Below are 26930 nucleotides of genomic sequence, written 5' to 3'. Positions count from 1 at the left end.
CGTCACGCTAGTGCGCGGATGCATCGACCGTGGCCGACATCGCGAGAACCAGCGGCTCCAGACGCAGCAACTCGCTGCGGATCTGTCCGAGCGTCAGCGTCGGCGCGAACTGCATCCGTGCTCCGAACAGGCACTCTCGGTAGGCCTTGGTCGCGACCGCCATCCCGAAGCCCTTCCCGAGCCACTTCGGCCCACCTGCCACGACCATGGCGCTCCACGCCGCGCGGTCCACGGGGTGTCGCGGGTTGGCCGGCGTGAGCTGCCACGGCCAGTCCGGGAGCGCATCGCCGTTCTCATCGAGGACGTGCTCGGCAAACACGCGGCGTAGCAGCCCCCAGTCGAAAGCCTCCGAGGAGTCGACGTCGCTCAACCGCAACGACACCACCGGTGCGGGGCCCTTGAGCCGGTCGCGGTAGCGCCGTTCGGCGTCGGCCCGCCACTCGTAGGCAGTCATCCCCTCCTGTACCTCGACCTGCACCCGCAGATTCGGCACAGCCGTGTCGGCCCAGAAGCGCAGCACCCAGATCCCGCCACCGGAGGACTGGACGATGTCGCGCTCCAGCGTCGAGTCGCCGAGGTGGTGGGCAAGCCATGCGATCCGGGCGCGCAGGGCGAGCTCGAAGTCCCGCGCATCCTCCGGCACGTCGTTCCAGACCGTGTCCGCATCGACAGCCGGGACGAGATCGTCGAGCTGCGCGAGCCATGCCTTCGCTGTCGCGGCAACCCACGGCTGATCGCTCATGGAGTACGCCGCTAGCACCGACTCCCAGGAGAGCTCACCCCACCCCGGAGTCGCCGTCGTGTTCACCGGCAGGGAGGCCAGATGCAGCACGTAGCGGTGCTCGGCGTCAGGGAAAGCCGCGGTGTAGCGCGCGAGCTGATCGAGGCCAAGGTCGGAGAGCACCTTGACCTCGATCGCGGCAATCTGTCGCTCGCCGTGGGTGAGCAGGACATCGAGGCGGTCGGACTTCCGCGACGTCTCGCCGGGTACGGCTACCTCGCGGCGGACATCGTCCGGAATTGTCCCGATCAGTGAAGCGATCGGAGCCGGATCGGTCTTGATCAGCGAGGCGAGCAGATCGCTCCACCGGTTCTCGCTCCAGCCAGGGATGACGTAGCTTAGGTCCGGCTTACGCTGCACCATCATGCTGCTGCCCGCACGTCGATCTGCCCGGTCACCGCCGCGGTGATCAGGGCTGAGCGGCGTTCCTTGGAGAGCTCGATGAAGCGCTCGGTCTTCGCGATGAGCTCGTCGATCTTGGCTGTCTTCTCGTCGAGGTATCCGGCGATCTCGCTCTGCTCGGAGACGTCGGGGTGGGCGATGGAAATCTCCCGCAACTTCTCGCCAGTGAGGTGGACGAAGGACACGGATCCGTAGAAGCGGACATAGAAGTCGGACTCATAGAGGGCGAGCATCGACCAATACGCGAACCGAGGAACCAGGTCGGCGCCGGGCCGTAGGCGGTTGACGGTCTTCTGGAATGCGATCCCGGGCGCATCTGCTTCGAGGAAGCCGGGTCGACCAACCGTCGCGCCACCTTCTATCAACAGAACGTCGCCCCGTTGCAAACTGAACTTGCTCATTTCAGGGGCGGAGAAGGGCATCTCGTTGAGATCGGTGAGTCGGACGCTGCCGTCCGCCAGGATGTCCGCCGCACGAACGTAGGGCGCGAGACTGTCGTCGTCGCGCACAGCGCGACCGGCATCAAGCATCTTGCCGAGGGTCGTCGTCGCGAGGTGCTTGATCCGCGAGGTGGTCCAGCTATCCGCTGGCGTCAGGGCCCGCCTGACCAGCGACCGACGTCGCTCGCGCAGGGTTGCGATGAGCTGCTCCTGCTTGGCGATGAGAGTGTCGATCTGGTCGGTCTCGCGGTCGAGATAGTCGGAGATGGCGCGCTGCTCCTCAACCGGAGGCAGCAGGATGGGCATGAGCCGAAATTCGTCATTGTCGATCTCGGCCTGACCGATCCTCACTCCCCTGGAGAGAACGGCGTACCCGTTCGAGTACGCAGTCGAGCGCAGGAGCCAGTTGAGGTAGCGGTGGTCCTCGTTGTGCCGAGGTGCGAAGCAGATGTAGTGCCCGGAGACGATGCCTCGCAGCGAGGAGATCCCCACTGAGCCCTGCCATGCCTTCATCCGGTTCGCGACGAGCCAGCCAGGGTGGACCAGTTGGTAGATGCTTCTGTTCTCAGCCGTCTTGTTGATGTTGTCGTACGAGTCCTTCGCCACAACACCGAACTCGCGGAAGACTGAAAGCATCCGTTCCTCGGGGTGGTCGACATCCTTGATTCGTTCGAACAGTGACCAGAGTGGCTTGGTCTTCCACCCAGCTGGCACTCGCCCGAGCCACGGCACGCCGGAGTCGACAAGATCGGGCCGTGAGCGAGTCACTTCTCGACCTCGCGGAGCAGATCGAGGATCTCGGCGACGAGCTGGTTGAGGTCGGCGTCGATCTCGTCGAGTGGCCGCGGTGGGAGGTACTTGTAGAAGTGCCGGGTGAAGGGGATCTCGTAGCCGACCTTGGTCTTCTTCTCGTCCACCCACGCGTCGGGGATGTGCGGCAGCACCTCGGCTTCGACGTACGCCTTGATGGTGGCGTCGCGACCGTCGTCGCCGAGGTCGTTGCCGGCGTAGGTGAACGGGACGTTCTCGGTGTCGCGGAGTTTCGGGTCCGGCTTCGGGTTGCCCTTGCGGTCGCGGACGACCTCACCGTGCTCGTCGAGGAGGGGTCGTTCGACGGTGATGGTCCAGTAGCCGAAGGCGTCGGTGGGGAAGATCTTGGAGTGCTCGGTCTCGTCGTAGGCGGCGTAGAGCTTGACGATCTGTTCCCGGTCGGCAGCTGTGATCTCCCGGGACTTGTTGCCGAGGTTCTTCCGGATCTTGGAGTAGAACTCGGTTCCGTCGATGAGCTGGACCTTGCCGATCCGCTCGGCGGGCTTGGCGTTGTCGAGGATCCAGACGTAGGTGGCGATCCCGGTGTTGTAGAACATGTTGGTCGGCAGGGCGACGATCGCGTCGGCCAGGTCGTTCTCCAGCAACCAGCGGCGGATCTGCGATGGTCCGGACTCGGCTGCGCCGGTGAACAGCGGAGAGCCGTTGAGGACGATGCCGGCGCGGCCGCCGCCGTCGTGGACGGGCCGCATCTTGGTGGCGAGGTGCTGGAGGAAGAGCATCTGGCCGTCGCCGATCGAGGGGAGTCCGCCAGGAAAGCGCGACCGTTCGCCGGCCCGGGCGACCTCGTCCTTAACCGCCTTCTCGGACGCCTTCCAGTCCACGCCATAGGGCGGGTTGGACAGGCAATAGTCGAAGGTGGTGCCGGCGAACTTGTCCTCGGCGAGGGTGTCGCCGAGCTGGATGTTGGAGGCGTCCTGGCCCTTGGCGATCATGTCGGACTTGCAGATCGCGTAGGACTGGTCGTTGATCTCCTGGCCGTAGAGACGCAGCCGTGCGTCGGGGTTCAGGCCGGGGTGCTCGGGAGTACCTACCAGATGCTCCTCGGCGACCGAGAGCATGCCGCCCGTGCCCGCTGTCGGGTCGTAGACCGTGCGGACCACGCCCTTCTCGACCAGCGCCTGGTCGTCGCCCGCGAACAGCAGATCCACCATCAGCCGGATCGCGTCGCGTGGTGTGAAGTGCTCACCGGCAGTCTCGTTGGAGGCCTCAGCGAACTTGCGGATCAACTCCTCGAAGAGGTCGCCCATCTCCGCGTTGCTGACGGAGCTCGGATGGAGGTCGACCTCGGCGAACTTCTGGACGACGATGAGCAGACGGTTCTTCTCTGACAGGGTGGCGATCTGGTTGTCGAACCGGAACCGCTCGAAGACGTCGATGTTCTTGGAGAATCCCGCGATGTAGTCCGTCAGGTTCGCGGAGAGGCCGTCGGGGTCGCCCACGAGTCGGGTGAAGTCCCATGGGCTGGTGCTGTAGAAGCCCAGGCCAGTGGCGCGCTTGATCTTGACGTCCCGCAGTTCCTCACGCGATTCGGCTTCGGCGATCTGGCGGACCTGGTCACGGGTCGGCTCGAGGACGCAGTCCAGTCGCCGCAGGATCGTCATCGGCAGGATCACGTCGCCGTACTGGTGAGGCTTGTAGACGCCGCGAAGTTGGTCGGCGATCGACCAGACGAAGTTGCCGAGAGTGCTCACATGTCTCCTGTGCCGTGCTGAAGAGGGCGACCGTCGGGATGGTCTCGGCCCTCGGCTGAGGTTACGTGTCGGTCCCGGCGCTTTGAGTGGATCCCAGGGAATCGGCGGCCGCTGCGGCAGAGGGCGGGTACGCCGAGAGCAGCCACTCAAGGCGAGCCAGCTCCGAGCGGATCTCCCGCTCGCGTCGGTACGTGATGTCGCCCGCGAGAGCTCGGTGTCGCTCATCGATCTGCTGGACCAAGGCGGCGGCGGCATACAGCGCTCGCTTACGGCAGTTGGCTGAGCAGAAGAGCGGCGGACGCCCTCGTCCGGCACGCCAGGTGAGGCGCTGGCTGCACTCGGGGTTGTCGCATCGTCGAGTCATCGAGTCGTCATGGGCCGCGCGCACATTTTCGTCGGGGATCACGTCGGTTGCGCGACGTGCCATGGGACTCAACTCCTTTGGCCATCGCCCGCGGGGAGGCCACTTCTTCGCCGGCGCAGCGTGTCTGTCGGCATTTATTGTGCAGTCTGGCTGCGCATTTGTCACCGGCCGCCGTCGTGCCGACTTTGGCAAGATCGAGAGAAATGCACTAGTGCAGTCCATGGAGTCGTCTCGGGCGGACGTCTGAGATCCGGCCTCGGTCACCTTGAAATGTGCGGCCCGTGCTAGCGCATGCATGGCCGACAGGCATACGCTCGCGGCAGTTGACGGCTGGGCCGGGCGCCTCCATAGACCCGATTCACCTGCGGCACCTTCGCGGCACGTGCTCTACTTGGGCCAAGAGCCCCAGGTGACCCGAGACGCCTGGGGCTCTTTCACGTCCAGCAGCGTCGTACCGAGCCTTCTCAGGGGGGGCCTCGGGTGGGCGCGGGCCGGTGAATGAGACCAGGTCCCCGTCCTGCTCCTAGGACGGGGACCTGCCTTGGGGTTGAGCTACGGGGTGACGGCCCCGCCCATCATTGAGTGAGCACCTGAGCCTCGCCGATGCGGATCGACAGCGGCTCGGTGGTCAGGTCGAACTCGATGGTTCCGGACTGGCCGCCACCGGTCCACTCGACGACCCAGTGGCTGGTCGCGGTGACCTGGTACGCACCGTCCGGCTGGTCCGACGACATCTTCGCGTAGCGGTGACCGCAGGTCGGCGAGGGTTGCTTGCCGTAGTGATCTGCGTACGGCGTGCCCTTGCCGGTGCAGGTCACCTTGGTGCCGTCGCCCATGTTCCACACGATGCTGGAGACGCTGGCGGTCGCGCTGACCGAGACTGTCCCCTGGCTCGCGGAGCGGGTGATCGGGCCGAAGGTGTCCTCGGTCGGACTGTCGACCCACATCCACACCGGCAGGCCGACCAGGCCGGCGCGGTTGGCGCCCGACTCGGGAACGATGCCGATCTGGATCGGGTCCAGGTCCATCGAGGCGATCGCACGATTAGCGAGGACCACCGGGTCGATTCCGACCACGCCGGCCTCGATCCACATGTACTCCCACGACGACCCGGGCGGCGGGTAGTAGCAGACGTGCCACCACCCGTCCTCCTTGGTCTGGCCCTCGGGCGGGACCATGTAGTCCGGGCCGCGCGCGCCGATCCAGCACGCGTACTTGCTGCTCCAGACCGACCCTTCTGGGCCGGTGCACGGGATCTCCTTCCCGGCGTAGTTGCAGGTCGACGAACCTCCGGAGCCGGGGTCACCGTTACCGCCCCCGCCGTTGCCCGGGTCCTCGCAGACGAGCTTGACCTCCCCAGTGTTCGGGTCAGTCTCGTACCAGCAGTTCTCACCGCCGGCCGCCGCCGCGGGCGAGGTCGAGCCGACCACGACGAATGCGGCCGCGGCGAGCATCGCGGCGAGTGCTCGGGCTAGCACGGCTCGTCCCACAACACATTGGAGCTGGTGACCAGCCACCGGCCCTTCTCCAGTACCAACTCGTACTCAATCGGCACCGGGTTGCGCAGCGGGTTGCCTTCAGGGTCCTTCTGCTCTGGGACGGGCTTGCCATCCTTCGTCCGCTTCACTCCGGTGCGGTCCTCGCAGTCGATGATGAAGATCTGGTCGTCGGCGCGCTGGCGGGGCTCAGCGAGGGTGTGCACGTACTCCCCGGTGACCTTGCTTCCAGAGCGCTCGATCCCGGAGACGTTCTGCTGAACGTTGAGGAACTCTCGCCCCGTTGCCACTGGGTTGAGACGCTTGAAGTCGATCGTGGCGGCCCGGAACGCGTCGTCGCGGACGTCGAGGTAGGCGGTCAGCTGGGCGGCGGCCTTCTCCTCGGGGGTCTTTGGGGTTGGCGTGCTGGTGGGTGTCGGGGAGGGCGACTCGGTGGGGGTCTCCGTGACCTCGGGGTCGGTGTCGTCGCCGCCGCAGCCGGTTAGGGCCAGGGCGAGGGCGAGGGCCACTCCCCCGAGTGCGGAGTGGTGCTTCCTCATGCGGTGTCTCCTCCTGTGTTGGGCAGGGTCGTGACGGATCTGCTGACGTCGTTGACGATGTGCTCGAGGTGCTCTTCGGCGGCGTCGACGAGCTCGGCGAGCGAGCCGTTGTCGGCAGGGTCGATGCCGAACTTCTTGTCGGCGTTGTAGAGGGTGCGGATGGTGTCGCGCACGAACGCGGCCCGGGCGATACGTCGGGCGTCCGGGTCGGGGCGGTCTCCACCGGCCGCGGCGTAGCGGCCGGTGAGCTCCTGGTCGAACGTTGCCATGTGCTGGGGCTCCCTTCCCGAGTCAGCTCGCGAGCCAGCCATGTGTACGGATGATGGTCTTCGTGCGTTCCGACAGTTCCATGGGGGCGTCGCCGTCGTCGGACCGGTTGCAGATCTCCTCGCGCAGGATCCGGTCGGCCTCGAGTTGGTCGCCCTCGGCCTTCATGACGTGTGCCAGGCACAGTCGGGTGCTCTCGCCGTCGGGGTCTGCGCGGTTGGCGACGTAGGCGGCGGAGCGGGCCTTGATCAGGTCGCCGGCCGCGAGAGCCTCGGTGACGACGATGAGGGCGACGTCGGCGATCCAGCCGGCCGCCATGAGGTCGACGCGGTCGGGCTCGTTGGCCAGCCAGGACCATCCCTCCTCGCGGAGCTGGCTGAACGGCTGGGCCTCCCCGACCAGTTCGAGCGCGGTGCATAGGTCCGCGACGCCTTCTGCGCCCCCTCGGGCCTGGCCGCGCTTGCGTAACCGGAGGAACAGGTCCAGGTCGACGAGCAGGCCGTCGTCTACCTGGTAGACGTTGACGCCGGTGACCTTCGCGGCCGGTGCCTTGTCGGCGTAGGGCAGGTGGTCCTCGCCGGTGCGGGGGTTGGTGCCGAGCCAATCGCGGACGATGTTGGTGTAGTCGCGCACCTTGCCGTCAGAGATCGAGAACGCCTCGCGGATCTGCTCGCGGGTGGCGCCGTGCTTGCGGTGCAGGGCGAGGAACGCCAGCAGCTCGGTGAAGTACGGCTTGCGCTTGGCCAGCGCCTTGCCGTGGGCGCGTGCTGAGACCGGACCGAGCAGGGTGAGCCGGGGCCGGTCGCAGGTGGGTGAGAACCAGTCGGCGATGTCCTGGTCCAGGTCGGGGTCCTTTTCCTCGACCTCGGCGCGGACGTGACCCGGCACCTTGGGCGCGAGCGCCTCGAGGTCCTCCTGCACGATCGCGCTCTCGCGGATGTACTTCTCGTCCTGGCCTTCGAGGAGGGAGGACATCGGCTCGTCGACGGCGTCCTTGGGGGTGTTGCGCGGCAGGGTGTACTCGCGGCGCAGAGCCCCGGAGGAGTCGGTGTAGGCCTCCCAGCCGTCGGTGGCGGTCTCGTCCACTGGGGTGTCGACGTACTCCGGGGTCTCGCTCTGGGCGTAGACCAGGGCGCAGCCGCGGGCTTCGTCGCTGGTGAGGCCGACGGCGATGAGATTGAGGCCGGCGTGCTCGAGGACGACGCGGCCGGTGTTGGTCATGTGCAGCACCGCGCCCGGGGTGTTGGGGCGTTCGCCTGCGACGACGATGGAGGTTGCCGACTGCCCGACGTGGTCGTTGACCAGTTGCAGCAGCTGCTCGAGGTCCTCTGGATCACCGGCTGCCGCGTCGACCAGGAGCATCCGGGCGGGCCAGGTGTCGTCGTCGACGCTGCCGGTGCGGGCCGTGGACACGTCGGTGTCGTGGCGCTTGGCCCGGTCGACGGTGGTGACCGCGGCCGCGAGGGTCTCCGCGGTTGCCGGCGATCCGGCTGCTCCGGTCGGGTAGAAGCTGATCCGCTCGTCCATGGCGACGGTCTCCTCGGCTAGGCCGATGCAGTCGACCTGCACCCGGCGCGACCAGGGGTTCACGGCCAGCTGGGCGGCGAGGTGGCGGGCGAAGTCGCGGCCGTAGGTGGGGTCTCCGCTGATGGTGAGGGTGGACAACTCCTCGCAGTTCAGCAGCCACGTCTCGCCGGTGTCGCTCATCCCGATGGTGGCCAGGAGCGGGTAGGGCGGCTCGACGTTGTCGGTGTCGGGACCGAGTTGGTCGACGTCGGTGTCGGTGGTGACGTGCCAGTGGGTCTGGTCGGGGCTGCCTACCCAGGGGGCGGGGACGGTGGCCGGGGCGCTGAGGTGCAGGGTGAGCTTGCCGTGCCCGAGCTCCACCGCGGCGAGGGGCGGCATCGTGGTGCCCTGGGTGCCGACGGCGGCCGCGAGGCGGCGCAGCGCCTCGTCGGCGAACTCCACGGTGGCGGCCGCGGCGGCGCCGGTGGCGTTCAGGGTCATCTCCACCGGCGCGAGCTCTGGCGACGGGGCGGCGATCGCGCGGCCGGGCGGGCGGTTGCGGAACGCGGCGCGTCGGCGTGAGCGCAGGGCCATCAGCAGAGCCCCGGACAGCAGCACGCCCCCGCCGGTGAGACCGGCGAGGACCCAGGGTGCCTCGAGGATCGAGTCGTCGCTGTCGTCGACCTGGTCGACCTCGGCGGCTGCCGGCTGCTCGGCCTGGGGCGGCGCGACCTCGGGTGCCTCAGTCTCAGGTGCCGCAGTTTCGGGAACCTCCGGCACGTCGGGCTCCTGGACGACCGGCGGCTTCTCCTTGGCCGGCGGGTCGACGGGCTGCTGGCCCTCGGGGCTGGCGGGGTTCTCGGGCTCGACCTCACGTGGCTGCTGCTGGTTGTCGGCGCCGGGGATGTTGAGGGTCCAGCCGACGTCGATGAGGTCGGGGTCGGTCAGCTGGGCTCCGCCGGGCTGGGCGATGCCGGTGGAGGCCTGGTAGATCTCGGGCCACCGGTCGGCGTCGCCGAGCTGCTCGTGTGCGATCTCGCTGAGGGTGTCGCCGGCCTGGACGCCGTACTGGTGTGCGGGGGCGTCCTTGACCTGGTGCGCGGGGAGCTTGAGCACCCAGCCGGGCTCGAGGAAGTTCGGCTGCGTGCCGAGTAGGTCGCGGTTGAGCTCGGCGATCTCCTTGTACCTGGCTCCGTCGCCGAAGTGGTCCTCGGCGATCGACCAGAGGCTCTCCCCCGGCTTCACGGCGTGGTCGACGGTCTTGGGCGCTTGGCGCTCCTGCTTCGTCTCGGCCTTGACGTCCTGCTGCGCGGGGGCCTGGTCGACGGCGGCGGCGTGGACATGACCCACCGCGGCCGGGGCGGCAGCGGCGGGAGCGGCGGGGGCTGCCTGCGTCGCAATGGGTGCGGCGATGAAGAACAGGGCCGCGAGCCCGATCAGGTTGCGGGCGCCGGCCTGCGGGAGCCTGAGGCCGGGCAGCTGGGGTGCCTGGATGTTGCGGAGGCGTGCGATGGTCTCGACAACGAGGCTGAGCGCCATGAAGGCCCACGCGGCCCAGCCGATCACCTTGAACAGGCCGAGGACGAGGGTGCCGTCGTCGGGCGCGAGGAGCGCGTTCTTGATGCTGTCCAGGGTCGGGGCCTGGTCGGGGATCGGGCTGGCCCCGATGGCGAGGAACAGGGCAGGGAGCCCTACGAGGATGCCGAGCACGGCGACCGAGGCCGCGAGGCCGGTGAGCCGCTGGCCCAGAGTGGGGTGGGTGGGCGTGGTCATCTTTCGATGCCTCCTTCGGCGCGGATGAGCCGCGCGGACGCCTCCCCGGTGACCTGCATGGTGTCCAGGCCGATGATCCCGAGGAACTTGCTGGTGTAGGTGTCGGTGGTGGTGACGATCAGGGTGTCGCCGTCGACGACGCGCGCGTTGCCTTCCACGCCGGCGGCGTGGAGGTAGTCCATCGCGGCTGCCTTGGCGGCGTTGATGTCGACGCGGAGGTCCTCGCCGCGCACGGCGGTCGAGCCCTGGACCTCCTGGGCGCCGGTGCGGGCGGCCTGGGCGGCGGCGCTGCGGGCCTGCTGCTGGGTGTGGACCTTGCCGCCGAGGTCGACGGCCATCCCGACGAGGATGATCATCGCGAACGAGGCGGTGGCGAACCACACGCTGATGGAGCCTCGCTCGTCGCGCGCCCGGGCCGCCAGGAGGCGGCACAGCTGGCTGATCATCGGCGCTCCCGGTATGCGTCGACGGGGCTGCTGGCGGTCGCGGTGATCGTCCTGGTCCCCGGCAGGCCGGGGATGGCAAGGTCGGCGACGTCGACCTTGCAGGTCACCGTTGCGGTCACTTGGGCGGTGGTGCCCAGTGGCGCGTTGAACGCGGCGGCGTTGACCGTGACGTTGGTGGTCGCGCACTGCAGGCCCTGGTCGTGCAGGCTGCTGGTGGCTGCGGACTTGCCGGAGCTGATCGCCTCGTTCTGGGTCCGCTCGATGGAGGCGGCTCGGGCTGCTTCGTAGGCGGCTGCCTCTACTGACTGCTTGGCGATCTCCACGCGGCCGCCGAGGATGATCATCGCGATGAACAGGCCGAAGGCCGGGACGCCGATTGCGGCCTCGATCGCCACCGATCCTCGCTCGTCCCGGCGCCTGCGCGGCCAGCTGGTCCACCCGTGGAGTTGGCTGGTCATTCGGTGAGCCTCTCGACCGGCACGCTGGCGCTCTGGGAGACGGTGACGTGCCACCCCGGAATCACGCTCAGGGACTTGCCCGTGACCGTGATGGTGGCGGTGGTCGTGGTGCGTGACCCCGAGACGCTGGTCGACGTCATCACGTCGGAGCCGCCGGCGTGGTTGAGGAAGGTGTTCGCCGTTGCCAGACCGGACTCTCGGGTGCCGGTCTCGCTGCCCGCCTCGCGGGCGCCCTCCTGCGCGGCCGCGAGCGCTACCTGCTTCGCGTGGTAGTACAGCGCGCCCTGGAGGCCGAGGAACATCAGCAGGAAGAGGGCGGGCATCAAGAAGACCATCTGGATGGTCACCGACCCGCGCTCGTCTCGGCGACGGCGCTGAGAGGTGGCGGACATGACGAACTGGCTCCGGCCTACTTGATCTTGCCGGACTCGCTGGTCACGAAGGCCCTGATGGCGGCGACGACGATGCCGGCGATGGCGATGGCCGCCACTGCCCAGAGCACCTCCTGAATCGTGACGGAGCCGCGCTCGTCGCGCTGGATCCTGGCCCGGTCCTCGAGGACATCGCGCACGGTGAGCACCGCGAGCTGGAGGGCGATGAAGAGCTTCAACATCGGGTTGTTCCTTCCTTGGTTGTTCGGTTTGCGGTCTTGGGCGACCCGTGCCGGTGGGTGGGGTCGGTGTTAGGGCGTCAGGTGGCGAATCGGAGCATCGAGGGGGTGACGAGGATCGCCATGAAGACGATGCCGAGCAGGCTGGCGGGGATGTACATGCGCTCGGAGGCCGCGTTGGCCTTGCCGAGCTCGGCGCTGAGCATCGCCGAGCGGAGGGCCGCGGCCCGGGCGCGGAGGTTGTTGTAGATCTGGGCTCCGTCCTGGCCGGACTGCTGCATGATGTCGGCGAGGTCGTCGAGCTCGGGGACGCCGAGCTCGTCCGCCAGTTGGTGCAGGGAGTCCCACGGTGCGCGCGTCATGTACCGGGCGCGGCGCAGTTCGCTCTCGATCCGCTTGAACACCCAGGTGTCGCCGACCTCGGCGGCCGAGCGCAGCGCCTGCTGGCCGCTGGAGCCGTCGCGGACGCCGGTGGCGACCATGTCGATGTAGGCGCCGAGGGCGCGGTTGAACTCGATGCGCGCCTTCTTGGCCTCGTCGGTGGCGTTGTAGTTGGGCATGAACCAGAACAGGGCGGCCAGGGCCAGCGAGCCGAGCGTGGGGATAGCGAACGGCAGCGGGAGCCCGATCATCGTGAAGAAGCCGGCCAGCAGCGGCGGCATGGTGAGGCCGAGGAGGGCCCAGACGACCTTCTCGCCGTAGAACCGGGCCTCGCTGATCTGCAGGATGGCCAGGTCCTTGCGGGGCGTGTGCGCCCACGCGCCGCCGGGGAGGTTCTTCATTGCCCACAGGCCGATCCGGTCGACGGCCGAGCCGGTGTCGGTGCCGGCGTCGTCGGGGCCGGGGGTGCCGCGGCGGGGGACGACGCGGTCGGGAGAGAGCCGGTCCAGCGCGTCGACCAGGTCGGGGTCGGAGGGCGCGAGGCGCCACACGAGCAGGGCGAGGGCCAGCCCGAGGAGGGTGCCGCTGGCGAGCGCGAGCTGCAGGCCGGTCATGCCAGTGCTCCTTCCTTCTCGCCCGGTGCTGTGCGCTGGGCGGCGCGGTGCGCGTTGCGGGCCTGGAGGTCGAGGAACCGCGGGAGCGGCTTGGCAACGGCCATCCGCCGCATCCAGAGCAGGGTGGCCACGTACGCGGTGAGCAGGACGGCGAGGACGACCTGACCCAGCGGGGTGCCGTAGGGCTCGATGTAGTCGCCGGTGAACGCGAGGATGCCGAGGACAGCGAGGGTGATCACGGTGACGGTGCGTGCGGTGGTGCGGGGCTTGGCCTGGTCGGCGGCGATCTGGCGGCGTGCGCGGACGTCGGCCGCGACGGTCTCGGCGAGGGCGTCCAGTGCCTTCGACAGTCCGGCCTGTCCGCGGCCGCTGGCGGCCAGGATCAGCTGGCTGGCCACGACGTCGCCGGTGGAGTCGCTGAGGTCCTCGGCGAAGGCGCGCAGCACGTCCTCGGTGGAGGAGGTGTTGTTCCACAGCCGGGAGACCAGCAGCCCGACCTCGCGCTCGATCGGCTGCGGCGTCGACTGCAGCGACTTGATGAGCGCAGAGCGCAGGGACTGTCCGGCGGTCAGCTTGCCCGACAGGGAGCGGGTCCACTCCTCGAGCGCCTCGAGCTTCTCGATGCTCGCGGCCGCCGGTGGGGGCGTCAGCAGCAGCGGGATACCGACGATCGCGGCCGGCACGAGGACGATCGCGATCACCCAGCCGGTCAGCAGCGCCACCAGGAGACCGGTCACGGCGCCGCCGATCACCAGCAGCCGGGTACGGCGGTCGAGCCGGCCGAACCGGCTGCCCAGCCGGCCGAACGGGGTGACTGTCCGAGTAGGCCGCGGCGGCTTGGGCGGCGCCGGGATCAGCGCGTAGGCCATGCCGATCAGGCCGATGACGATGCAGGCGCCGAAGACGGCGGGCAGGAACGCCGACGATGTGGTGCTCATGACGTGGCCACCCCCGGGTTGGCCTGGGACTCGGCCTTGTACGCCTCGAGGTCGAACCCGTGGCGTGCCAGCTCCTGGGCGAGGAAGTTGTCGAGCTTGCCGGTCGCGACGGCCTGGCCGAGCTGGTTGGGCGCGAAGATCGGGGTGGTGGCGTACCCGCGGGCCGCGTCGATGCTCGGCTGGACGACCAGGACCTCCTCGACCCAGCGCTGCTTGCGGAAGGTGCCGTCGCCGTTGGGGACGACCTCGGAACGCAGGTACATCACGATGTCGATCGCGGCGGCCAGCTTGCTGATCGCCAGCTCGCGGGTGACCTGCGGTCCCTTCTCCATGGCGCAGGAGACGAGCTTCTCGATGGTGTGCTCGGCGCTGCGGGCGTGGGTGGTGCTGATCGAGCCCGGGCCGGACTCCATGGCCTTGAGCATGTTCCAGACCTCCGGGCCGCGGACCTCGCCGACGATCTGGCGGGCGAGGTTGAACCGGAAGGAGTGGTGGATGGCCTCCTCGAGGCTGAACTCACCGGCCTGGCGGCCGTCGAGGCCGACCTCACCTGAGCCGGGCCGGTGCTCCCAGGCGTGGACGATCTTGTGCCGGTCGACCAGCTCGTGCAGGTGCAGCTCGAACTCGGTCTCGAAGGTGCCGATCATCTCCCACGGCGGGATGCACGAGCACAGGGCGCGGACCCAGGTGGTCTTGCCGGAGCCCTGGACGCCGGAGACGACGATGCTCTTGCCGGCGCGCACGCAGGCAGCGAGGAAGTCGGCCAGGACCGCGGTGCAGGCCTTGCGGTCGTAGACCATCTCGTCCATGGAGACCTCGCGCATGCCGTGGCGTCGGATCACGACCGAGGTGTAGGCCATCACCCAGGAGCCGGCCGCGAGCCGCGCTCCCCCGGGCAGCCGGAGGTCCAGGTGCGGACGGGCCTCGGTGAAGGGTCGGTTCTGCCGGGCGCCGAGGTCGGCGAGGAACTCGCGCAGCTCGTCCTCAGAGTCAGCGATCGGGTCAGCCTCGACCAGGGTGCCGTCGACCAGCTCCAGCCACACCGCGCAGACTGGGCCGCGGGCGATGACGATGATGTTCTCGACGTCCTCGCGCTCGACGAGGGGCTGCAGGCGGCCCAGGCCGAACAGGGCGGCGTGGAGGGCGGACTTGAGCGCCTTCTCCTGGTCCTTGGTCCACGCCGGGCGGCCGGTGGAGACCAGCGTCTCGGCCTCGGACTTGATGAGCTCCTCGATCACGTCGAGGCCCATCTGCTCGCGGTCCTCCTCAGTGACCCGGCCACCTTCCTTGTCGAGCCGGGCGGTCAGGCGCGAGGAGATCTCCGCGCGGTACTGCGCGATCGACTCCCAGTCCAGCTCGACCTCGCCATCCGCTCCCTGGGTTTGGTGGTGCTCCTCCGGGGTGGGCGCAACGAGAGGGCGCAGGCTGAACTCGGAGCGGGCGCGCCCCGGCAGCTGCTCCTCGCTGGTCCAGGCGGAGGCGAAGATCGGCAGCGAGGTCGGGTCGTGGTCCTCCGTGGCCGGCGGGGGCGGGGGCGGCTGGGTGTTGCGACCGCGGGCGAAGGGCGAGGTGCGGTCGCTGGTCGCGGCGTGCCGTGCCTCGAGCCACTCGTCGGCGCGCAGCGGGTCGCGGCCGTTGGTCCCGGGCTGGTGTCCGTTGGTGCCGTTGGTGCTCATGCGCGACCTCCGTTCGTGGGAGCGAGGGCGGCCTGGTTGGCGCCGAGGATGGACTGGATGGCCGCGGCGCTGGCCCGGTAACCGCGCAGCAGCCCGGAGGACTCGAACTTGCGGGGCTTGCGGGCGCCGTGGGAGTAGACCTCGGCCACCTCGGGCTCCCATTCCACGGAGGCGACGACGGGGATCTGCAGGGCCTTGGCGATGTGGCGTGCGGTGTAGGGCCGGACGCGGGCTCCAGTGGGCACCGCGGGCCAGCGGCGGTCCTCGTCGACGAGGAGGACCCCGAGGCGTGAGAGGCCACCGACCGCGGCGAACTGTGCCCGCAGGGTCTTGGCCCAGCTGGTCGCGCCGGCCAGTGCCGGCAGGGAGTTGCGGGTGACGAGTAGGGTCAGGTCGGCAGCCCCGATGAGCGGCTGGGGCCATCCGGCGAGGCCGAGCCGTCCGGCGTCGACGATGACGTCCTGGCCGTTGCGCTCCAGCGCACGCAGCTGCTCGATGAGCGGATCCCACAGCGGGAGCAGGCTGGGAGCCTGCTCGTGGGCCCGGATGCCGGGCAGGAACCATGCCGACCGCTCGGCCGGCGCCTCGGGGTCGAGCAGGAGCGTCTCGCGGGGCAGGGCGTCGGCCAGCGTCCCCTCGCGCAGGGACAGGGCGAGGTTGATCAGTCCGCCGGTCGGCTCCTGGGTGCCGTGGAAGTAGCCGGCGAACACCGCGGACGATCCGGTCGGGTCGGCGTCGACCAGGAGGACGGGTCGGTGCCAGTTGAGGGTGAGGCCGAGCGCGGTGGTGGAGACGCCGGGCGAACCGCTCGCGGAGGCGAGGACGATCAGCGCCATTGCTCAGCGCTCCCGGGCGTCCAGGACGAGCGCGACCCGTCCGGTGGCGGCCCGGGCGGCCAGGTCAGCGGCCTCGCGCTCGGGCACCGAGACGTCGACGACGGTCTCCCCCGTCTCCTCGACGCGGCTAACACCAACCACCACTGCCTCGATGGTCACCGGCTCCTCGTCGGTCACCTCGCCCTGGTCGCCGGGCGTGGTGACGATCCGAACGGCGTCGCCGCCGTAGAGGGGCTCCGAGGGCATCTGGGCAGGAGTGAGGCTGATGCCCACCAGGGACTCCCCCTCCCCCGGCACCAGGCTGTCGGTGACTGCCTGCTCGGTGAGCAGGGTGCCGGCCCACAGATCGACCGCCGCGCGGCTGCCCTGGAGCTCGCCCTTCTGACTCCCGGCGACCGGGGTCAGCGCTGGGTCGACGCTCACCCGCACCACCGAGAGGTCCCCGACCTCGATGGTCTCGCCGCGCTTGATGTCACGGCTGACGACCAGGACCTCTTGGGTGTCGTTGACCGAGGTGAACGCGAACGCGGTTCCCAGGGCGCCGGCGGCGACGAAAGCAGCACAAAGTGCGAAAACCCACGGCCTGCGGCGCCGCTTGAGCCGTGGACTGTTGTTGAGATTGGGCGCAGGTCGACTGGTGGAGGGCGCCTCGCCCGACGCATTTTGAGCGGTGTTCAGCGACATGGATCCCGAGTCCTCTCGTGTCTCGATCACCTACGTGTCAAGACGGGCCCTCGGCGATCACCACGAGCCCAACTCGATACTCGCACACTAGTGCATTTCTATCGAACGGCTCGGTTTCCACAGGTGACCGATTCCGAGATGACATCGCCCAGTCCTGACCGGAAGGGTTGCGCAGCTCATTCCCCCGATGGAATTAGCGTCAACGCCTCCGAATGATCCGGAGTCCATGGGACCACAGATCGTCCGCTTCTTCCGGAATCAGCTTCTCGCCTGTGGATAGCGTCCAAACCCGGCTGCAGTTGCGCACTTGCGACGCCGTGCGGCTGCCGAAGGTCTCCTCAGGCCGAAGTGTCTCCGCCCCACTGGCGCTGTCGCTGCGACTCACGGAAAGCCGCGACCACCGCATCGACGGCCACCCCGTAAGCGCGGGCGAGCGCTTCAAGCGACTCAGGTGCAGGGAGTCGGGCCCAGCGCCCCTGCTCCCAGGCGTAGTAGGTCGGGACGGCTACCTTCACGGCCATCGCGAGCTTCTGCGCGCTGAGCCCTGCCTGCAGGCGCAACGCCCTGAGGTCGGGGACCTCACCGTCGATCTGGATCAGCCGAAGCGTCGGGATGTCGAGGGCCTTGGCGAGCCTCACCAGGAAGTCGGGGCGCGGAGATGACGTGCCCAACTCCCAGCGAGAGATGCGCTCACCCCCAGCCGCTCCCACCAAGCGCGCCAACTCATGCTGAGTCAACCCCGCTTCCTCGCGAGCAGCCCTCAACGCGTTGGGGTCGATTCCGGATGCCATCGCCGACGAACACTAGCGGTACCGATCGCCTGCGGGATCGGTCAGTCTGGGTCGCCCCGGACCGACGACGTGGGACCGCGGAGGCCGTCCGTCTCTCATCGAGTGCGCCGCTGGCCACGCGGACACTCCTCGCCGCTCGGCAATGACCTTGGGCACGAAATCCGCCCAGCCTCGGTGTCACCCTCGGTGGCCTCGCTCCCGGCTGGCCGCCCGGCGCAAGCCCCGCACAGGGCCGTGAGTTCTCCCGCGCGATAGCCGGCAGATTCTCCTGGTGTCGCAGATCGGGCTGATCGCTTACCTACCTCCTTCGCACCTAGGTGACCAGAAAGCGAGGTGGACCATGAGCATTCCCCCAGCCGAGAACCCGGTCCCCATTGTCGTCACCTTCACCGCCCGCGGAGACGCTGCCCTCGATCGTCTGGCCGAGGCCCTGGTGGCCGAGTGTGACGGCTCGTCAGGGGGCATCGCTGACATCCTCGAGCGGGTCCTGGAGGCCGACGTCGAGGACCTAGCCGAATGCCTGAGCGAGACGACCCGGCTGCACGCCGATCGACCTGGCCGCGGCGTCGACGAGGTCAGTTCCGCGGGCGAGAGCCCCGACGATGCCGCCCGTCGTCGACTCGGAGCGCGCACGCCAGGCGCTGCCAGCACGCCTGGGACACGCAGCTTCGACGTCGGGCGCTGATCCGGCTCGACGGCATACACTTCGTTACACAAGCCCGCTGTGTAACAGAATGTATGGGAGACCTCTGATGCTGCCCAACCCCTACGCACCGGGCGAACTGCCGCGGGTCCTGGCCGGGAGGGAACAACAGCAGGACAGGATCAGAGGCTACCTGAGCCGGATCGGCACCTACGGCGAGATGGGCGGCCCGCTCCTGGTGTTCCTAGGCCCGCGCGGGGTCGGCAAGACCTCCCTGCTGCGCGAGGCCCAGCGCGACGCCGAGGCCCACGGATTCATCACCGCATGGGTGGCCTGCCGCCGCAACGCGCCGTTCCTGCCCGACCTGGTGAGCCGTGTCGGCAAAGCGATCGAGACCGCGGACATCCTGCCCCGGGGCGAGAAGGGCTCCTGGAAGCTCCGCCTGGAGAGCATCGCCCTGGAGTTCGGGCTGCCGAGCGGGGTGAAGGTGAGCGCGACCGCGGCCGCCGACCGCTCCGGGGCGGACGCGCCTCCGAGCGGTGCGCAGATCTCGGCGATGGAGGACCTGCTGCACGAGACCAGCTCCCAGGTCCGCGCACGCGGTGGCGCCGGACTCGTGGTCTTCGTCGACGAGCTGCACGCGGCCGCCCGCGATGACCTCGCGGTCCTGCTCAACGCGATGCAGAACCTGGCTGGACGGCGCGAGGACAACCCGCTGGCCATCATCGGCGCCGGCCTGCCCTCGACTCCGGGAGTCCTGGTCAACGCAGCCACCTTCGGGGAGCGCAGCACGTTCCTCACCCTGCCCCGACTCGAGCCCGCCGCCGCGGCCGCCGCGGTGGCCGGGCCGGCCGCCGAGCTGGGCGTGACCTGGACACCCGCCGCGCTGCAGGCGATCGCGGCCGAGGCGCAGGGGTTCCCGTACCTGCTGCAGGTCCTCGCCCACGCGACGTGGGAGGTGGCCAAGCCCTCGGGAACCGGTGAGGTGCTCGACGTCGGCGAGGTCCAGGCGGGCCTGCCGCTGGCCGACGACCAGCTGACCTCCATGTACGCCGCCCGGTGGGCGGCCGCGACCGAGCTGGAGCGGCAGATCATGGCCGTGATGGCGCGGGTCGGCACGCCCACGGTGACGAGGGCGGAGATCGCCGAGCAGCTTGGCCGATCCACGCAGGCCCTGGGCGTTCCCCGCGAACGGCTGATCGACAAGGGGATCATCGAGCCCGCCGGGCGCGGCGAGGTGCGATTCACGATGCCCGGCTTCGACCGCTACATCCGGGAGACCCTGGCCGGCGAACCTGCGGACGCCGACCAGGGCACCGGCCAGCTGGCTACCGGGCGCCGCCGGCGTGAACTGCCGCCGGCCTCCGATCCCGGCCGCGGCACCCCTCGCCGCTAAAGCTGCCGGCGAGCCTGCCGCCGCAGGACGGGCTCGAGGTCGGCAACGCCCTCGCCCAGCGGCGTCGGGGGCGCGACGTCCGCCAGGTCGTCGAGCAGCTCGTCGACGTCGACGTTCTCCAGCGGCGCGGCGCTGTAGGCGTTCCACTCCCCCACCGCGGCTGCGAGCCGACGGTAGGCCCCGACGTCGGCCGGAGCGTTAAACCAGGCGGCCGCCGCCAATGGCCACGCGTCGCGCGATCAAGGCCGCCTGGTCGTCGATGGCCGATCAGTCTCCCGCCCGGACGCGCCGGAGGGAACCCCTGCGGCGCGGCTATCCACAGCCCACCGACCGCGTCCGCGCGTACGCCGGCGAGATCCGCGAGACTCAACGCCAACGAGACCTCCCCCAGCAGGAAGGGCGCCCTGGTGGACGACAACGACGAGCTCGAGGCGAGCGGGCACGCGACGGCGGCCCGTGAACACGTCTACGGCTTCAACCGCGCCACCCTGTGGGAGCGCGACCAGATCCCGGCCGAGACCTCGGATGAGCTCGCGGAGTTCGCCGACCTCGCGGCCGCGCTGCCCCAGGCGTTCTCGCAGGTGTCGAGCACGCTCGAGCGGGCACTGGCCGACCAGGTGCTCAGCATGGATGCGATGACCGACGAGTCCGACCCCGCCATGGCGATCGGCGTTGCGCGGCTCCATCTGGAGGAGGCCCGCGGCCTGGCGGTCGACCTCCACAAGCACCTGAACGCCGCCCGCAACGCAACCGCGCACATCATCAGCCAGGGCGTCGACGACGGGCAGGAGTCGATGCCCTGGGACCAGCCCTGACCTTTCGCGGCCAGATTTCTAGCCCTCGGTGATCGCCCGAGCGGGTCGACCTTCCTTTGGTGACTGAGAGATGACCCCGGTCAACCAAGGAGCTGCCCGTGAGCACGCCCACCGATTCCCCCTCCGGCGCACCCGACCGTGACCCGGTTCAGGAGGCCCGCGAACACCTCGAGCAGGCCCTGGCCGCGCTCGACCGTCTCCGCGACGTACTGCCCCCGTCGAGCAGCACACCCCCGCCCGACTCGGGAGGCGGTGAGTCCGCATGAGGACCGCCACCGCTCTCCAAGCCGCCGACGCCGTCTTCATGGCCGAGCAGGCCGTGGGACGCGCCCGCCGGGTCGTCGACGAGCTGCACAACACAATCAACTCCGCGCTCCGGGTGCTCGATGACGCTGAGCTCGACTCGGCCAAGGCCCGGCTCAGCGACCGTGGTGACTACTACCTCGAGGCCGCCGGCGAGCACCTGAGCCGCCTGCAGCGGCACTGCAGCGACAACGCCGAGCTGGCCGACGAACTCACCGGACACCTAGAGCGGGCATCGAACGCCATCGCGACCGCCCACGACCTCCTCCAGGACGCAGACACCTCCGATCCCGAGATCACCAGTGAGGTCGCGCAGCTCAAGCCGCGCCTCGCCGTGGTGGGCGAGATGATCGACCTGGCCAAGCCGATGGCGCGCCTGACCGCCCAGCACGTCGACAGCGCGCATCTGGCGACACAGCAGGTGACTCCACCGTCGCTGCTGGAGCCGGTCACCCTCGAGCGGAGCATCGCGACCGCCGGCAAGGAGCTCGGCCGCGCCGACGAGGACGTGCGCCTGCTCGAGAACGTCGTCGACCACGCCGCGGCCAACGCCCGGCAGTCGGCCGGGATCGCCAGCGACATCACCGACAACACCCGCCGGCGGATGGCCGAACAGGGACGCGCCCAAGTGCCGCGCCAGGCATCCCCGCCCGTCGCGTCGCCGGCGCAGTAGGCAGGAGGGGACGGTCATGAACCTCGATCAGGGCGGCCGCCAGCTGGCTAGCCTCATCCTCGATGCCGCCGGCCGCGGACAGCATGACCAGGTCGCCGACCTGGTCGCACCGCTGGACGCCGACCAGCTGCGGTCGCTGGTGGCCGTCCTCGCCGTCCAGGTCGACCAGACCCTGCCGGCGGCGCCGGCAACCGGACCGGCAGCGGTGTGCGAGCTGGCCATCAACGCCGCCGCGCCGATGTTCGGTACCACCCCCGAGGCGATCCTGAGCGCCGAGCGCAGCCGCCCCGTCAGCGACGCCCGCGCCGTGGCCATGACCGCCGCCCGCGAGGCCGGCCTGTCCCTGCCGGCCATCGCCGAGCACTTCAACAAGGACCACGGCTCGGTCATCCACGCCGTACGCCGCACCGCCGAACGCCCCCGGCTGGCCGACGCCGCGGCCCGGGTCACCGAGCACGTCAACGACCGCTACACCGCCCAACTCCCCCGACCCGAGGCCACCGTCGTCAGCCTCCACCAAGACCAGCCCGCGTCGACCTTCGAGCCCGATGGCCCGGTCGAGCACGCCGTCGTCGCGGCCGCCGAGGCCTTCGGCACCACCCCCGAGATCCTCCTGGGCGCCGATCGGACCCGGACGGCCGCCGACGCCCGAGCCGTGGCCATGACCGCGGCCCGCATCCACGGGCACAGCCTGCCGACGATCGCGCGGCACTTCGAGCGCGACCACACGACCGTGCTCCACGCCACCCGGCGGATCGAGAAGACCCCGCCACTGCGCGACCTCGCTGCGAAGATCGCCGCCGAGCTCCCCGATGAGCCGGCCGGTGCCAGCACCCGCGCGGCCGTCGACGAGCAGATCCCCGAGGCCGGCTACCGCTCTCCCGGCGCCCGGGCCCAGGAGCGCGCGGTTCCCGTCGCCGGCGAGCGCCCGCAGCTGAGGGTCGCCCGGTGAAGGCCCTCATCGGCCTGGCCGCCGCTGCCATCGCCGCGCTGACCGCCGGCGGCATCACCGCAACCCTCCCCGGCACCCCCACGGGCGCCGACCCAGCCGAGGGCACGGCCACCCAGGTCAGGGTGACGGCCGTCGTCGACGGAGACACCCTGCGCGTCGAGGACTTGGCCGGCCGCCCGCTCGGCCGAGTCCGCCTGCTCGGCATCGACGCCCCCGAAGTCGCCCACCCGCCAGCGCCGGCGGAGTGCTACGCCGACCAGGCAACCGACCTGCTCGAGGACCTCGTCCCGGTCGACAGCACCGTCCAGCTCGTCACCGACAGCGGACAGCCCGACCGCGACCGGTACGACCGTCTGCTGCGCTACGTCGACCACGACGACGTCGACGTAGCCCAGGAGCTCCTGGCCCGCGGCGCCGCACGCCGCTACGACGCCGCCCAGGATCTCGCCCGGGAAGACTCCTACTCCGCGGCCGCCGGCGACGCCCAGGAGGCCGCCAGCGGCCTGTGGGGCAGCTGCTGAGCGAGGGCCGGGCATGGACGACCAGCTGATGACGGCCGCCAAGACACTGGCCCGCTGGTGCTACGGTCGCGGCGTCGACGAGCGGATCCTCACCTGCGGTGACCAGCTGCTCAAGAAGGCCGTCGACCAGGCGATCGGCCGACCTGCGCCGCCGCACCTCGAGCACGCGCTCTGGCAACAGACCGCCACGCTGCTGCGCCAGCGGCGCGACTGGGACCGCGACCACCAAGTCACTCCCCCTCCAGCCGCGGCATGCCTTCCCTGCGCCGTTGCCGCCGAGCAGTGCCCACCCACGCCGGTCGACGCTGTCGCGCCTGCGGTAGCCAGCTGCACCGCATCGTCGTCGACGAGGGCTACGACACCCATCCGTGCTGCGACCGCCCAAGCTCCGCCGGTTCCCACACCGTCCTCGAGCACACGGCGCAGCTGCTGGGCGCCACGCCGCTGGCCCAGCCTGCCTGAGCCCGGGCCAACACGCCTTCCAAGGAGTTCGGCCGCCGGTGATCGCCTGGACCCTCGCCCCACACATAGGTGACCAGGAGGACCGGCGCAGCCGGTGCCGGTCCACAGATCCATGGGAGTTCAGATGAGTGACCCCGCTCGCGAGGAAGCCGCGCTCGAGGAAGAGGCACGCCAGCGCGCCGAGGAGGTCAGTGCCAGCGAGGAGGCAGCCGCCCAGGCCGCGGCCGCCGACACCGGCCCCTCCCCCGACGCCGAGATCGCGCAGGTTCACCGGTCCGGCCGCCAGCACAACCACACCGACACCGCCGCCTACCAACGGCCCCAGCTCGGCCGCCGCCGCGGCCCGCGCCGGTAGGAGGCCGCGATGACTACCGCACTCGCGCCGACCACCGGCCCCTCGACCGTCCGCTGGGTCGACTGCTCGCACAAGCTGGGTTCGCTGCCGTGCATGAACCACAAGCCGCACGAGGGCGACGGCCGCGGCTGCGTGCATCACTCCACGTCCGGCTTCGCCGACGACGAGTAGCCCACGTCGGGCCGCCGCGCGACCCGCCAGCGAACAGCCTCAGCCGTGCACCAGGTGCAGCCGCGGCCGCTGAGGCTGCTCGACGGCGGCCTCCAGCTGCCGCATCCGCTCGAGCGTCATCGGGTGCCCGAAGCGCCGCAGCAGACCTGCCAGCACGGGACCGAGACCGCGCGCGAGCACGAACCGGTCGGCCTCGGCCTCAATGCGGGGCCCGATCTGCCGGCCTGCTGCTGGCACCAGGTAGGTCAACGCGACGACCGCGCCGCCGAGCAGCCCAGGCGCGGCACGTCCCTCGGCGACCGACTGCACCACGCAGATGACCCCCACGACGCCCCGCAGCCTCCAGGCCAGCCGCATGAACGGAAGCCAGGCGAACGCCCGGCCCACGCCGCGGAACGTCGCCACCACCACTCGCCACGGCGTCGTCGCCGCGAGCACCGCCAGCTCCAGCCTCGGCCGAAGCGCCTGATGTCGGCCGACAGCATGAGCCACCGCGGCGGCCGCCTCCGCGCCAGTCACGCCACCGCGGTACGTCGCCTCGACCAGCCCAGGGCTGACCACCACGGTGCGCCGGCCGATCGCCGCCGCCACCGGGGTGCTCGGCCGCTGCACACGGCGTACGAACAACGCGCCGACGTCGACGCCGCGGCCGCCCAGCTCGGCCAGCACCGGCGCCAGCACGCCGTACTCGGCCTCGGTCGCCGGCCGCGACCTGGTCAACGCGGCGATCGCCGGCTCCTGCAGCTGCCCCAGCGCGAGCGCGACCAGCAGGCCGCCCGCAGCCATGAACACCACCAGGCCAAGCGCCGGCGGGAGCAGGGCGCACACCACCACGGTGAGGACGAAGCTCACCAGCAGTGCCGGCCCAAGCGTCACCACCCTCAGCACGGTCATCGGGCACCTCATCTCGACCCTCCTCCATCTTCCAGCACTAGTGCGGATCTCTTGACTTTGATCGCGGTGATCGTCCGACACCCGCCGGACGACATAGGCGAACGAGACCAGTTTGTGCCCAGGTGCCGACAGCACCCCGAGTTATCCACAGCCCGCCGCTCGGCGCAGCGGGCCGCGGCCGGGACGTGGGTTCATGGGCCAGACCGACCTCCAACCGAAAGGAACGCCCGTGGACACCCTCAACGCTGACGGCACCTGGGACCGCCTCGGCTCGATCGCCCAGCTGCTGCACCAGGCCGCTACCCAGGTGTGGACCGACGCCGACGCGGCCGCCGCCGACTCCCCGCTCCACGACCTCGGGCTAGGTGTCTACCTCGCCCACTCCCGAGCCAGCGCCCTACTGCCCGACGACTACGAGCTGCCCGAGGACGTCGACCTGCTCGCCGACCTCGAGGAGCGCACCCCGCTGCAGCTGCTCACCGAGGCCGAGGAACTGACCCGCCCACTGCCATTGCACCAGCCGGACCTGGTCCACGGCTCGCAGCTGGTCGTCGACCTGTGCGACCTCATCCGGGAAGCCCGCGGCCTTGGCTACTGACCTGCGCCCCGCATACGCCGACATCGACCAGGAGCTCTTCGACGTCGACCAGATCCCGATGACCTCGCGCGACGTGCGCAGCGTCGGCGAGATGCTCTTCGACGTCGACTACCTGGCCCGCCAGCTGCTCATGGACGTCGGAGGCGACGACGCCGGCACGCTGCTGCGCAGCTGGCCCACGATGGTCGCCGCCGCGGAGGACCTGTGGGCCTCCCTGCCCGGCCGCCGCCCGGACGTCGACGAGCGCGACCGCCCCATCACCAGCCTCTCCGCCCAGGCCGCCACCATCGAGTCCAGCCTGTCCAGCCGGAAGGCCTGGCCAGGTCAGGGCCCGACCAACCCCCGCGTCGACCAGATGACCCAGACCCTCCTCAACGCCGCCGCCCTGGTCCGCCGCTACGGCGCCGAGATCCCGCACGAGCAGACCGAGGCCCACCGCGACCTCGAGGCAGCGCGCACCAGGATCATGCACGGCCTCTACCTGACCGCCCACGCCGTCAACGTCGCCCTGCACGACAACGGCCGCGACCGCGTCACCGACGCCCGCGAATCAGGCCGCCGCGTCCAGCTGGCCCAGCACCACTCCCCCTACGCGGTGGCACCCACCGGGGTCTGGGTCGACCGGATGTCCGCATGCGAGAACACCGCCCGCAGCTACCTGACCGACTGGTTCCCCCACGCCCTCACCGGCGAGGCCATCCGGCCCGTCGACGACCCCGGCCGACTGGCCCAGGCGCTGGCCAACTGGGACATCCAGTCCCACCGTGCCCTGGCCCGCGACCTCGCGCCGGCCAACCTCCTGCTCATCACCCGCACCCAAGGACTCATCGCCGGCGCCAGCATGGTCCTCCTCGACGCGGGCGCCACCGCCGGCATCCTCGAGCCCTCGGACCGCCTGGTCCCCGCGATCGCCGACGCAGGCCGCTCCTGGAGCAACCTGGCCAGCCGCTGGGGCGACCTCGCTTCCCCCGGCGCCCGCCTCGAGGAGCCCCTGGCCCGCGCAGCCGCGGAAGTCCGAGCCGCCTACCGCCAGATCACCCACGACACCACCACGCTGGCGACACCAGAGGCCATCGCCACCCGGCCCGGGCTCCCCCAGGCCACCATGGCAACCCTCCGCGCGATCGAGGCCGGCTCCGAGCTCGCGCACGTCGTCGCCGAGAAGGCCGACACCCCCAACCTGACCGGCCCAGCGCGTGCTCTCTCCCGCCGAGCACACAACGACGTGGAGTCCGGACTGGCCAGCCCGCCGGCCGAGGGCGACGTCGTGTGGGTCTCCCCGGCCGACATCCTCGCCCGACGTGCCGTCAGAGTGCCGCAGCCGGTACGGGAGACCCTGCGCTCGGCAAGTACCGCCACCGCGACCGCGGCATCCACCGCGGCAGCCTCTGCCATGCTCGCGCACTCCAACTGCCCTAGCCATCGGCCCGGTGGGCCATCAACAACCGCCCACGCGCATGACGCCCACGTCACCTCGGCCTTGTCGCCGCAACACGGCGTGCCACCCAGAAAGCCACCCAGCAGCATTGATCGCTCGGCACCTGTTGGACCACTTAGGTGACCATCAGACACCACCGTGGGCTTGGATCCACCCGAGACCCACCACAGCAGGTCGGAGGACAC

30 protein-coding genes are annotated in these 26930 nt (G+C 70.2%); 11 read left to right on the top strand and 19 right to left on the bottom strand.

The window, feature by feature from the left end:
- Positions 1-7: 7 nt before the first annotated feature.
- The 17 genes from BKA05_RS04640 to BKA05_RS19985 all read right to left on the bottom strand — a co-directional run bounded on the left by BKA05_RS04640 (position 8) and on the right by BKA05_RS19985 (position 17524).
- Positions 8-1147, bottom strand: coding sequence for a hypothetical protein (locus tag BKA05_RS04640; RefSeq protein WP_179530390.1), 1140 nt, complete (start codon positions 1145-1147; stop codon positions 8-10).
- Positions 1144-2391, bottom strand: a complete 1248-nt coding sequence (locus BKA05_RS04635; protein ID WP_179530389.1) for a restriction endonuclease subunit S — start codon at positions 2389-2391, stop codon at positions 1144-1146. The genes BKA05_RS04640 and BKA05_RS04635 overlap by 4 nt, the downstream gene beginning before the upstream one ends.
- Complete coding sequence (locus BKA05_RS04630; protein WP_179530388.1) at positions 2388-4145, bottom strand: N-6 DNA methylase; 1758 nt, start codon at positions 4143-4145, stop codon at positions 2388-2390. Before BKA05_RS04630 ends, BKA05_RS04635 begins: the two co-directional genes overlap by 4 nt.
- A gap of 939 nt (positions 4146-5084) precedes the next feature.
- A complete protein-coding gene (locus BKA05_RS04625; protein ID WP_179530387.1) occupies positions 5085-5987 on the bottom strand; it encodes a hypothetical protein in 903 nt (300 codons plus the stop codon).
- Positions 5981-6544 carry a hypothetical protein gene (locus tag BKA05_RS04620; protein WP_179530386.1) on the bottom strand — a complete coding sequence of 188 codons (564 nt, stop codon included), beginning with the start codon at positions 6542-6544 and terminating at the stop codon, positions 5981-5983. The genes BKA05_RS04625 and BKA05_RS04620 overlap by 7 nt, the downstream gene beginning before the upstream one ends.
- Entirely contained in the window at positions 6541-6813 is a 273-nt protein-coding gene (locus BKA05_RS04615; protein WP_179530385.1) for a hypothetical protein, read from the bottom strand. Before BKA05_RS04615 ends, BKA05_RS04620 begins: the two co-directional genes overlap by 4 nt.
- 22 nt (positions 6814-6835) lie before the next feature.
- Positions 6836-10090, bottom strand: coding sequence for a LysM peptidoglycan-binding domain-containing protein (locus BKA05_RS04610; protein ID WP_179530384.1), 3255 nt, complete (start codon positions 10088-10090; stop codon positions 6836-6838).
- Positions 10087-10536 (bottom strand): TadE/TadG family type IV pilus assembly protein, encoded by a 450-nt coding sequence (locus BKA05_RS04605; protein WP_179530383.1) that lies wholly within the window; start codon positions 10534-10536, stop codon positions 10087-10089. Before BKA05_RS04605 ends, BKA05_RS04610 begins: the two co-directional genes overlap by 4 nt.
- A complete protein-coding gene (locus BKA05_RS04600) occupies positions 10533-10994 on the bottom strand; it encodes a TadE/TadG family type IV pilus assembly protein (protein WP_179530382.1) in 462 nt (153 codons plus the stop codon). Before BKA05_RS04600 ends, BKA05_RS04605 begins: the two co-directional genes overlap by 4 nt.
- Entirely contained in the window at positions 10991-11386 is a 396-nt protein-coding gene (locus BKA05_RS04595) for a TadE/TadG family type IV pilus assembly protein (RefSeq protein ID WP_179530381.1), read from the bottom strand. The genes BKA05_RS04600 and BKA05_RS04595 overlap by 4 nt, the downstream gene beginning before the upstream one ends.
- A gap of 17 nt (positions 11387-11403) precedes the next feature.
- Positions 11404-11607 carry a hypothetical protein gene (locus BKA05_RS04590; RefSeq protein ID WP_179530380.1) on the bottom strand — a complete coding sequence of 68 codons (204 nt, stop codon included), beginning with the start codon at positions 11605-11607 and terminating at the stop codon, positions 11404-11406.
- A 77-nt stretch (positions 11608-11684) separates the two neighbouring features.
- A complete protein-coding gene (locus BKA05_RS04585; RefSeq protein ID WP_179530379.1) occupies positions 11685-12599 on the bottom strand; it encodes a type II secretion system F family protein in 915 nt (304 codons plus the stop codon).
- Positions 12596-13537: a type II secretion system F family protein gene (locus BKA05_RS04580; protein WP_179530378.1), complete on the bottom strand. Its 942-nt coding sequence runs from the start codon at positions 13535-13537 to the stop codon at positions 12596-12598. The genes BKA05_RS04585 and BKA05_RS04580 overlap by 4 nt, the downstream gene beginning before the upstream one ends.
- Entirely contained in the window at positions 13534-15213 is a 1680-nt protein-coding gene (locus BKA05_RS04575; protein WP_179530377.1) for a TadA family conjugal transfer-associated ATPase, read from the bottom strand. Before BKA05_RS04575 ends, BKA05_RS04580 begins: the two co-directional genes overlap by 4 nt.
- The gene (locus tag BKA05_RS04570; protein WP_179530376.1) at positions 15210-16049 is read right to left on the bottom strand and encodes a MinD/ParA family ATP-binding protein; all 840 of its coding nucleotides are present in this window, start codon (positions 16047-16049) and stop codon (positions 15210-15212) included. Before BKA05_RS04570 ends, BKA05_RS04575 begins: the two co-directional genes overlap by 4 nt.
- Before the next feature lie 3 nt (positions 16050-16052).
- Positions 16053-16733 (bottom strand): SAF domain-containing protein, encoded by a 681-nt coding sequence (locus BKA05_RS04565; RefSeq protein WP_246289752.1) that lies wholly within the window; start codon positions 16731-16733, stop codon positions 16053-16055.
- Positions 16734-17071: 338 nt separating this feature from the next.
- The gene (locus BKA05_RS19985) at positions 17072-17524 is read right to left on the bottom strand and encodes a helix-turn-helix domain-containing protein (RefSeq protein ID WP_179530375.1); all 453 of its coding nucleotides are present in this window, start codon (positions 17522-17524) and stop codon (positions 17072-17074) included.
- Positions 17525-17795: 271 nt separating this feature from the next.
- Here BKA05_RS19985 and BKA05_RS04555 point away from each other — a divergent pair, with 271 nt between their 5' ends.
- Together BKA05_RS04555 and BKA05_RS04550 are read left to right on the top strand one after the other, a co-directional pair.
- Positions 17796-18209 (top strand): hypothetical protein, encoded by a 414-nt coding sequence (locus tag BKA05_RS04555; RefSeq protein ID WP_179530374.1) that lies wholly within the window; start codon positions 17796-17798, stop codon positions 18207-18209.
- A 67-nt stretch (positions 18210-18276) separates the two neighbouring features.
- Positions 18277-19563, top strand: coding sequence for an AAA family ATPase (locus tag BKA05_RS04550; RefSeq protein WP_179530373.1), 1287 nt, complete (start codon positions 18277-18279; stop codon positions 19561-19563).
- On the opposite strand, the gene BKA05_RS04545 is transcribed toward BKA05_RS04550, so the two are convergent.
- Positions 19560-19718 carry a hypothetical protein gene (locus BKA05_RS04545; protein WP_179530372.1) on the bottom strand — a complete coding sequence of 53 codons (159 nt, stop codon included), beginning with the start codon at positions 19716-19718 and terminating at the stop codon, positions 19560-19562. The genes BKA05_RS04550 and BKA05_RS04545 overlap by 4 nt on opposite strands.
- A gap of 252 nt (positions 19719-19970) precedes the next feature.
- Between BKA05_RS04545 and BKA05_RS04540 the strand changes: the two genes are divergently transcribed.
- The 7 genes from BKA05_RS04540 (at position 19971) to BKA05_RS04510 (ending at position 23815) form a co-directional block, all read left to right on the top strand.
- Positions 19971-20378 carry a hypothetical protein gene (locus BKA05_RS04540; RefSeq protein WP_179530371.1) on the top strand — a complete coding sequence of 136 codons (408 nt, stop codon included), beginning with the start codon at positions 19971-19973 and terminating at the stop codon, positions 20376-20378.
- Positions 20379-20640: 262 nt separating this feature from the next.
- Positions 20641-21354 carry a hypothetical protein gene (locus tag BKA05_RS04535; protein ID WP_179530370.1) on the top strand — a complete coding sequence of 238 codons (714 nt, stop codon included), beginning with the start codon at positions 20641-20643 and terminating at the stop codon, positions 21352-21354.
- Between the two features lie 16 nt (positions 21355-21370).
- Positions 21371-22306, top strand: a complete 936-nt coding sequence (locus BKA05_RS19980) for a helix-turn-helix domain-containing protein (protein WP_179530369.1) — start codon at positions 21371-21373, stop codon at positions 22304-22306.
- Positions 22303-22827 carry a thermonuclease family protein gene (locus BKA05_RS04525; RefSeq protein WP_179530368.1) on the top strand — a complete coding sequence of 175 codons (525 nt, stop codon included), beginning with the start codon at positions 22303-22305 and terminating at the stop codon, positions 22825-22827. The genes BKA05_RS19980 and BKA05_RS04525 overlap by 4 nt, the downstream gene beginning before the upstream one ends.
- A gap of 252 nt (positions 22828-23079) precedes the next feature.
- Positions 23080-23289 carry a hypothetical protein gene (locus tag BKA05_RS04520; RefSeq protein WP_179530367.1) on the top strand — a complete coding sequence of 70 codons (210 nt, stop codon included), beginning with the start codon at positions 23080-23082 and terminating at the stop codon, positions 23287-23289.
- Positions 23290-23413: 124 nt separating this feature from the next.
- The gene (locus BKA05_RS04515) at positions 23414-23644 is read left to right on the top strand and encodes a hypothetical protein (RefSeq protein WP_179530366.1); all 231 of its coding nucleotides are present in this window, start codon (positions 23414-23416) and stop codon (positions 23642-23644) included.
- 9 nt (positions 23645-23653) lie between these two features.
- Positions 23654-23815, top strand: coding sequence for a hypothetical protein (locus BKA05_RS04510; protein ID WP_179530365.1), 162 nt, complete (start codon positions 23654-23656; stop codon positions 23813-23815).
- 39 nt (positions 23816-23854) lie between these two features.
- On the opposite strand, the gene BKA05_RS04505 is transcribed toward BKA05_RS04510, so the two are convergent.
- Positions 23855-24709 carry a hypothetical protein gene (locus BKA05_RS04505; RefSeq protein WP_179530364.1) on the bottom strand — a complete coding sequence of 285 codons (855 nt, stop codon included), beginning with the start codon at positions 24707-24709 and terminating at the stop codon, positions 23855-23857.
- A 229-nt stretch (positions 24710-24938) separates the two neighbouring features.
- Between BKA05_RS04505 and BKA05_RS04500 the strand changes: the two genes are divergently transcribed.
- The gene (locus BKA05_RS04500; RefSeq protein WP_109691898.1) at positions 24939-25307 is read left to right on the top strand and encodes a hypothetical protein; all 369 of its coding nucleotides are present in this window, start codon (positions 24939-24941) and stop codon (positions 25305-25307) included.
- Complete coding sequence (locus BKA05_RS04495; RefSeq protein WP_179530363.1) at positions 25297-26868, top strand: hypothetical protein; 1572 nt, start codon at positions 25297-25299, stop codon at positions 26866-26868. The genes BKA05_RS04500 and BKA05_RS04495 overlap by 11 nt, the downstream gene beginning before the upstream one ends.
- The last annotated feature ends 62 nt before the right edge of the window (positions 26869-26930 follow it).

This window comes from Nocardioides marinus, assembly GCF_013408145.1.
Classification (GTDB): domain Bacteria; phylum Actinomycetota; class Actinomycetes; order Propionibacteriales; family Nocardioidaceae; genus Nocardioides; species Nocardioides marinus.
The sequence above is the reverse complement of the archived record's forward strand: the minus strand, read 5'-3'. Positions and strand labels throughout refer to the sequence as shown.